The following is a 6,473-nucleotide window of genomic DNA, read 5'->3' as shown; positions in this document are numbered from 1 at the left end:
CTTCATTCTACCAGAGTTCTGCAAACCATGTCTCTTTTTATCCTCTATTCAATTTGCGCAACTTATCTTACCTTATCCGCCGCCGCGCCGCCGTGGGACAGGCCCATGTGGAACGCCAGGATGGCGGCCAGGGCGATGACCGCCCCCTCCACCGCCACGCTGGTGAGGAAGGGCCTTGTCAGGATCCCCTCGTCCCGGGGGCGGGGTTTTTCCGCCATCACCGCGTCGGTATGGGGCTCCAGGCCCAGGGCGATGGCGGGCAGACTGTCCGTCAGCAGGTTGATGAACAGCAGATGCACCGCCGCGAAGGGCACCGGCAGGCCCATCAGGGAGGCGTACAGCACCGTCAGGATGCCCGCCATATTGCCGGACAGCAGGAACTGGATGGCCCGTTTGATGTTGGCGTAGACGTTCCGGCCATTTTTCACCGCCTGGACGATGGTGGCGAAGTTGTCGTCCGCCAGCACCATGCCCGCGGCGTCCTTGGCCACCTCTGTTCCCGTGACACCCATGGCCACGCCGATGTCCGCCTGCTTCAGGGCGGGCGCGTCATTCACGCCGTCGCCGGTCATGGCCACCAGACTGCCCCGGTCCTGCCAGGCCCGGACGATGCGGATCTTGTGCTCCGGAGACACCCGGGCATACACAGAGACCTTGGGCACGAAGTCCCGGAGCGCTTCGTCGCTCATGCCGTCCAGGACGGCCCCGTCCACCGCCTCGGTGCCCTCTGTGAGGATGCCGATCTCCCGTGCGATGGCGGCGGCGGTGACCCTGTGGTCGCCGGTGATCATGATGGGCCGGATCCCGGCGGAGATACACGCCGCCACAGCGGCTTTGGACTCCGCGCGGGGCGGGTCCATCATGGCGATGAGGCCCAGGAAGGTGAGTCCTGTCTCGTCCGCCAGACTGACGGCGGCGCTGTCCACCGTCCGGCAGGCAAAGGCCAGCACCCGCAGGCCCTCGCCGGAAAACCGCTCATTGACCTCCTCGATCTCCGCCCGCTCCGCCGGGGAGACCACGGTCCGGTCCAGCAGAATGTCCACAGCGCCCTTTGTCACCAGCAGCAGTCCGCCGGACAGCTCATGGACCGTGGACATCAGCTTCCGGTCGGAGTCAAAGGGCAGCTCCGCCAGGCGGGACCAACGGCCCCGGGTGCGCTCCTCGTCAAAACCGTGGTCCTTCCCCAGCCGCACCAGAGCCGTCTCCGTGGGGTCGCCCACCTCGCCGTGTCCATTTACCGTGGCGTCGCTGCACAGCAGAGCCGCCCGCAGCAGGGGCTCCTGTATGGGGTCGCTGAAGTCCGCCTCCTCCACGGGGATCACCCTTCCGCCCGTATACAGCTTCTGGACGGTCATCCGGTTCTGGGTCAGCGTCCCCGTCTTGTCGGAGCAGATGACGGACACGCTGCCCAGGCCCTCCACCGCCTGGAGTTTGCGGATGATGGCGTTCTCCTTTGCCATCTGTCCTGTGCCGAAGGAGAGGACGATGGTGACGATGGAGGAGAGGGCCTCCGGGATGGCCGCCACTGCCAGGGCCACGGCAAAGAGGAAGGCGTTCATCACGTTCTCATGGCGCACCAACACGCTGACAGCGAATAAAACGGCACAAATCGCCAATATAATAGCCGATAACCGCCGTCCAAATTGGTCCAGGCTCACCTGCAAAGGTGTTTTCTTCTCCTCTGTGTTCTTCAGCAGGGCGGCGATCTTTCCCATCTCCGTGTCCATGCCGACGGCGGTCACCAGGAATCTGGCCCGGCCATAGGAGACGAAGCTCCCGGAGAACACCATGTTCTTCCGGTCTCCCAGGGGGACGTCCCCAGGGATGGCAGCCGTCTCCTTTTCCACGGGCAGGCTCTCTCCCGTGAGGGCGCTCTCGGCGCATTTGAGGCTGGCGCACTCCAAAAGCCTCCCGTCGGCGCAGACGGAGTCCCCCGCCTCCAGCAGCACCACGTCGCCCACCGTGACCTCCCGGCCGGGGACCTGCACCGCCTGCCCGTCCCGCAGGACCTTGGCGGTGGGCGCCGACATCCGCTTCAAGCTGTCCAGCGAGGCGGCGGCCTTCACGGTCTGCACAGTCCCCAGCACGGCGTTCATGGTGATGACCGCCAGAATGACCACCGCGCTCTCCGCGTCCCCCAGCACGGCGGACACCACGGCGGCGGCGATCAGGATGACCACCAGAAAATCCGCGAACTGCTCCAGAAAGATCCGGAGCACCGATCTCTGCCCGCCGCCCCGCAGTTCATTGGGACCATACCTTTCCAGCCGTTCTGCCGCTTTCCGGGCGGAAAGCCCCTCCGCGCCGCAGTCCAGGTCCTGGAACAGCTCCGCGCTGGTCTTTTGCCAAATCTGTTTCTCCTGTTTCATCTGTTGCTCCCCTCCGGCAGGACGCAAAAAGGCGAGGCTCCTGCGTCAATGCCCTGCATTGATACAAAAGTCTCGCCGTTTATACGAAACACCGTTGGAGGATCAGCAGTGCTGTTCCCCTATGCTTCGCATCCATCCGCAGCGGGGCGGGTGCCCGTACTGACGCTCACGGATACACAGTTCTGTGCCAGCTACTCCCTTTTGGTTACCTAGGGCATTCTATGCCAGTTTGCCCCAATTGTCAAGGGTCTATCCCGTTCAGATTTCGATAAGCTTTTTCCGTCCTACGCGTTCACGTCCATCATCGCGCCGATGAAGATGGGCAGGTCTGTCCCGCAGTCCACGATCAGATAGACGAAGGGCCGGTCCAGATAGACCGTCTTGGGCTCCTCGATCATGGGAGCGGCGCCGTCACCGGGTTCCACCGCCGTTACAGCAGCGGCCTTGGTGCCCTTGGCGTCCACGGAGATGTAGGTCCTGTGGAGCACCCGGTTGATGAAAAGCGGGCCATTTTCAGAGCTGCCGATGCCTGAGATGTCGGCGAGGCCCGGTTCAAAGGCGTCGGTCATGCCCATGGCCCCCAGAATATCGCTCATCTCCACGCTGTATTCGCTCTCAAAGACGGGGATGGCCGTCCGGACCTCCTCCGCCCGGGCGCCGGACAGCAGGTCCCGCAGATGCTCCCCGGTGAGGCCCGCCGCATAGTCCGCCACGGGGACCCCCTCCTCCGGCAGCAGGGCTACGAAGGCGTACTGCCCTCCGGCGTAGTATTTCAGGAACCCGGCGGCGTGCTCGTCCTCCAAATAAAGGGTTTCCCCGGTGTACATCAATTCCACATCCTCCGCTTTGCCGTCCTCCCGGGTGAACACGCCGTCCCGGACCTGCCGCTCCTCATAGGGCTCCTCCCACTCCGCCTCAAAGGCCAGGGCGTTGATGAGGTACATCACGGCGCTCCTGGGGATCTCGTCCAGAATGGAGGGGATCATGCCGTCGGTGTGCCGGTCTACCCAATCGTTGATATTTCTGCGGGTGCCCTCGTCAAAGGGCGCTTTGTACAGGCCCGCGCCGTACCAATCCGCGTTGGCCTGTAAAAAGTCCTGCTCCACAGTAAAGCCCGGACTGTCCTTGAACCAGATGGCGTTGGCAGCGCCCAGCTTGGCCTTTTTGCCGGAGGGCAGGGCATCCATCCAGGCCCGGAGATAGGGGTTCAGCTCCGACAGGGGCAGGCCGAACACCGCCTCCATCTGGGAGAGGGTCTCCCCCTTTGCCCCGTTGGCGGTCATGGCCAGGGCGCACAGGACGGACAGGGGCGAGACCATCACATTTTCCCCGCCCTGCAAACTCTGCTGGAACAGCCGCACGCCGAAGTCCGTGACAGCAACGGCCTCCGGGCTGTTCAGCGCCACATCCGCGGAGACGGCATTTGCCCGGACGCCGGACATCAGATCCTCTCCCGCCTTGGCCGAACAGCCGGACAGCAGGGCGGATATCATCACCGCCAGGCACAGCAGGAACGCCGGGATACGTTTTTTCATAAAAACACACCCTTTCATCGTTTCTGCCTATATAGACGAGAAAATACGGAAAAAGTTCCTTACTCCCCCATCACCTGGAATACAATATCCCGCACACGGTTTCTGGTGTCGCACGCCCACTGCCGCAGGCGGCAGCGGGGCCCCGCATTGGACTCAAATGGCCGGGAATGAATCCCGTCCATTTCAAGGTTTTTGCTCCGCAAAAACGCTTGGACGCCGGACTCCCGGCGGCACACCTTTCACTCCCCCATCACCTGAAATACAATATCCCGCACACGGTTTCTGGTATCGCACTCCACCAGGGTCAGGTTCTGCCAAGGGCCGACGGTGATCTTCCCCGCCACAAAGGGGACGGTGATGAAGGGGGACAGCAGCGCCGCCTTGATGTGGGAGGAGCCGTTGTCGTCGTGCCAGGTCTCATGGTGCCAATAGGGCACCACCCGGCCCTTCTCGTCCAAGTAGGGGGAGAACACATCCAGCGCCGCCTTCAGGTCGTGGTTCACCATACCCGGCTCAAATTCCAGGGTGGTCAGGCCCGCCACGCCGCCGGTGGTGAAGCCGGTGACGGTCCCAGCGGATATGCCGTGCTGTTTGCAGGCCTCCGTCACCGCGTGCTGAAAGTCCTCCGTCACGTCGATCATGCCCATGTGGGCCTTGGTGTGATAGGTTTTCGTCTCCGTATAAACTGCCATAAAAAGGCCTCCTCTTCCGTGATTTTCTGCATTGTAACATATTTCCACCCGTGATACAATGGAGCATATCAAACATACCCTCAGTGGACAAGGGGCAACACGGCCCTCGCCATGGTCCTCACCTGTTTTTACGGGCGGCGGCTCAAGGGCTGAATCCGCCCGCTCCCCCCAACAACACCTGTGTCCAGTCCGGGCAACATCAAGAATCAGGAGGCCGTCCTATGAACGCTGGAACGCTGACTGTGGACCTCCACGGCAAAAACACCTATCAGGCCAAGGTCACGGTGGACGCCCTGCTGCGGCGGGTCAGGGCCGGGACCTACCGCATCCGGCTGATCCACGGCTGTCACGGCGGCACGGCCCTGCGAGACTTCATCCAGGCGGAGTATAGCCGCCATCCCCAGGTAAAACGGCTGGTTTTCTCCCCTGACGGCGGCGCCACGGAGCTGGTGCTGCGGGAATATATATAGGAGGTATTTTCATGCGTGTCGCACTCATCCAAATGCCGGTAGCGGCAGAAAAAGCCAAAAATATCGAAACAGCCTGCCAAAAGATCCGGGAGGCCGCCGCCCAAGGGGCGGACTTTGCCGTTCTGCCGGAGATCTTCTGCTGTCCCTATCAAAACGACTGCTTCCACACCTGCGGCGAGGCGGAGAACGGCCCCGCGCAGACCGCCCTCTCCGCGCTGGCGGCGGAGCTCGGCATCTACATCGTGGGCGGCTCCATCCCGGAGCTGGCGGACGGCTCCCTCTACAACACCTGCTATGTCTATGGCCGCCGGGGCGAGCTGCTGGCGAAGCACCGGAAGGTTCACCTGTTCGACATCAACGTGGTCGGCGGCCAGTGCTTCCGGGAGTCAGACACCTTTTCCCCGGGAAATGCCGTCACCACCTTTGAGACGGAGTTCGGCACCATGGGCCTGTGCATCTGCTTTGACCTGCGGTTTGAGGAGCTGGCCCGGTGCATGTGCCTCCGGGGCGCCAAGGTCATCTTTGTCCCGGCGGCCTTCAACATGACCACCGGCCCCGCCCACTGGGAGATCCTGTTCCGCCAGCGGGCGGTGGACAACCAGTGCTTTACCGTGGGCGTGTCCCCCGCCCGGAACGAGAGCGCCAGCTATGTGGCCTATGGCAATTCCATCGCCGTGGACCCCTGGGGCACCGTGCTGTGCCGGGCCGGCGCGGAGGCTGTCACCCTGTACGCGGACCTGGACATGGCCCGGGTGGACGCCGTGCGGCAGCAGCTTCCCATCCTGTCCGCCCGCCGGACGGACCTGTACGAGGTCCGCGGGAAATGAGCGGATCCATCTTTCCTGTGTTCTACGGGATCGTCCGGCGCATCCCGGCCGGAAAGGTAGCCACCTACGGCCAGGTGGCCCGTCTGGCGGGGATGCCCCGGTGCGCCCGCACAGTGGGCTACGCCATGGCGGGCTGTCAGGACCCGGCCATTCCCTGCCACCGGGTGGTGGACCGCTTTGGCGGCACCAAGGCCTGCTTTGACACCTTCGCCCCCGGCACCCAGCGGGCTCTGCTGGAGGCGGAGGGCGTCACTTTCCGTCCCGATGGCACCGTAAACCTGGAACAATGCCTCTGGCATCCCGATCTTTGAAGAAGCCGGAGCTTTTTCCGCCGGGTGCGGCGCAGCTGAAACAGGGCGGTCCGCTGGGCGCCGTTGCGCAGGCCCGCGTCCCCCGGAATCTTCAGGACTGGGACGCCGCAGTGCTTTCCGCGGGATGTGCGGTCTTTCAGTCCGGCCGAAATAACATCCTGCCGGCCGAGGCGGACAACTGCTTGATCCCCTATTGAAATGCTCATGTGCGGTAAAGCAGCGCAAGAAAACTTTGTCGAATTGACAGCCAAGCTATGCGATTCCGACCA

6 protein-coding genes are annotated in these 6,473 nt (G+C 63.2%); 3 read left to right on the top strand and 3 right to left on the bottom strand.

Annotated elements, in window-relative coordinates; genetic code table 11:
* Positions 1-62: 62 nt before the first annotated feature.
* The 3 genes from Q0Z71_RS15960 to Q0Z71_RS15950 all read right to left on the bottom strand — a co-directional run bounded on the left by Q0Z71_RS15960 (position 63) and on the right by Q0Z71_RS15950 (position 4,596).
* The gene (locus Q0Z71_RS15960) at positions 63-2,369 is read right to left on the bottom strand and encodes an HAD-IC family P-type ATPase (protein WP_298024897.1); all 2,307 of its coding nucleotides are present in this window, start codon (positions 2,367-2,369) and stop codon (positions 63-65) included.
* 284 nt (positions 2,370-2,653) lie between these two features.
* Positions 2,654-3,904 carry a serpin family protein gene (locus tag Q0Z71_RS15955; RefSeq protein WP_298024895.1) on the bottom strand — a complete coding sequence of 417 codons (1,251 nt, stop codon included), beginning with the start codon at positions 3,902-3,904 and terminating at the stop codon, positions 2,654-2,656.
* A 239-nt stretch (positions 3,905-4,143) separates the two neighbouring features.
* Positions 4,144-4,596, bottom strand: a complete 453-nt coding sequence (locus Q0Z71_RS15950) for a YjbQ family protein (protein WP_298024893.1) — start codon at positions 4,594-4,596, stop codon at positions 4,144-4,146.
* 221 nt (positions 4,597-4,817) lie between these two features.
* Here Q0Z71_RS15950 and Q0Z71_RS15945 point away from each other — a divergent pair, with 221 nt between their 5' ends.
* From Q0Z71_RS15945 to Q0Z71_RS15935, 3 genes are read left to right on the top strand one after another with little or no spacing between them, the layout of a single operon-like run.
* Positions 4,818-5,066 (top strand): Smr/MutS family protein, encoded by a 249-nt coding sequence (locus Q0Z71_RS15945; protein WP_298024891.1) that lies wholly within the window; start codon positions 4,818-4,820, stop codon positions 5,064-5,066.
* Positions 5,067-5,077: 11 nt separating this feature from the next.
* The gene (locus tag Q0Z71_RS15940; RefSeq protein WP_298024889.1) at positions 5,078-5,893 is read left to right on the top strand and encodes a carbon-nitrogen hydrolase family protein; all 816 of its coding nucleotides are present in this window, start codon (positions 5,078-5,080) and stop codon (positions 5,891-5,893) included.
* Entirely contained in the window at positions 5,890-6,204 is a 315-nt protein-coding gene (locus Q0Z71_RS15935) for an MGMT family protein (protein WP_298024887.1), read from the top strand. Before Q0Z71_RS15940 ends, Q0Z71_RS15935 begins: the two co-directional genes overlap by 4 nt.
* Positions 6,205-6,473 lie beyond the last annotated feature (269 nt).

It is taken from the genome of uncultured Dysosmobacter sp. (genome assembly GCF_947631635.1).
Lineage (GTDB): Bacteria > Bacillota > Clostridia > Oscillospirales > Oscillospiraceae > Oscillibacter.
Note: the sequence above shows the minus strand (reverse complement) of the source record. Positions and strands in the feature narration are given on the sequence as shown.

What these genes read in the sequence shown, in the direction of transcription:
- Q0Z71_RS15950 (WP_298024893.1), bottom strand. Translation starts at nt 4,596, where the DNA reads ATGGCAGTTTATACGGAGACGAAAACCTATCACACCAAGGCCCACATG.
- Q0Z71_RS15935 (WP_298024887.1), top strand. Translation starts at nt 5,890, where the DNA reads ATGAGCGGATCCATCTTTCCTGTGTTCTACGGGATCGTCCGGCGCATC.
- Q0Z71_RS15945 (WP_298024891.1), top strand. Translation starts at nt 4,818, where the DNA reads ATGAACGCTGGAACGCTGACTGTGGACCTCCACGGCAAAAACACCTAT.
- Q0Z71_RS15940 (WP_298024889.1), top strand. Translation starts at nt 5,078, where the DNA reads ATGCGTGTCGCACTCATCCAAATGCCGGTAGCGGCAGAAAAAGCCAAA.
- Q0Z71_RS15960 (WP_298024897.1), bottom strand. Translation starts at nt 2,369, where the DNA reads ATGAAACAGGAGAAACAGATTTGGCAAAAGACCAGCGCGGAGCTGTTC.
- Q0Z71_RS15955 (WP_298024895.1), bottom strand. Translation starts at nt 3,904, where the DNA reads ATGAAAAAACGTATCCCGGCGTTCCTGCTGTGCCTGGCGGTGATGATA.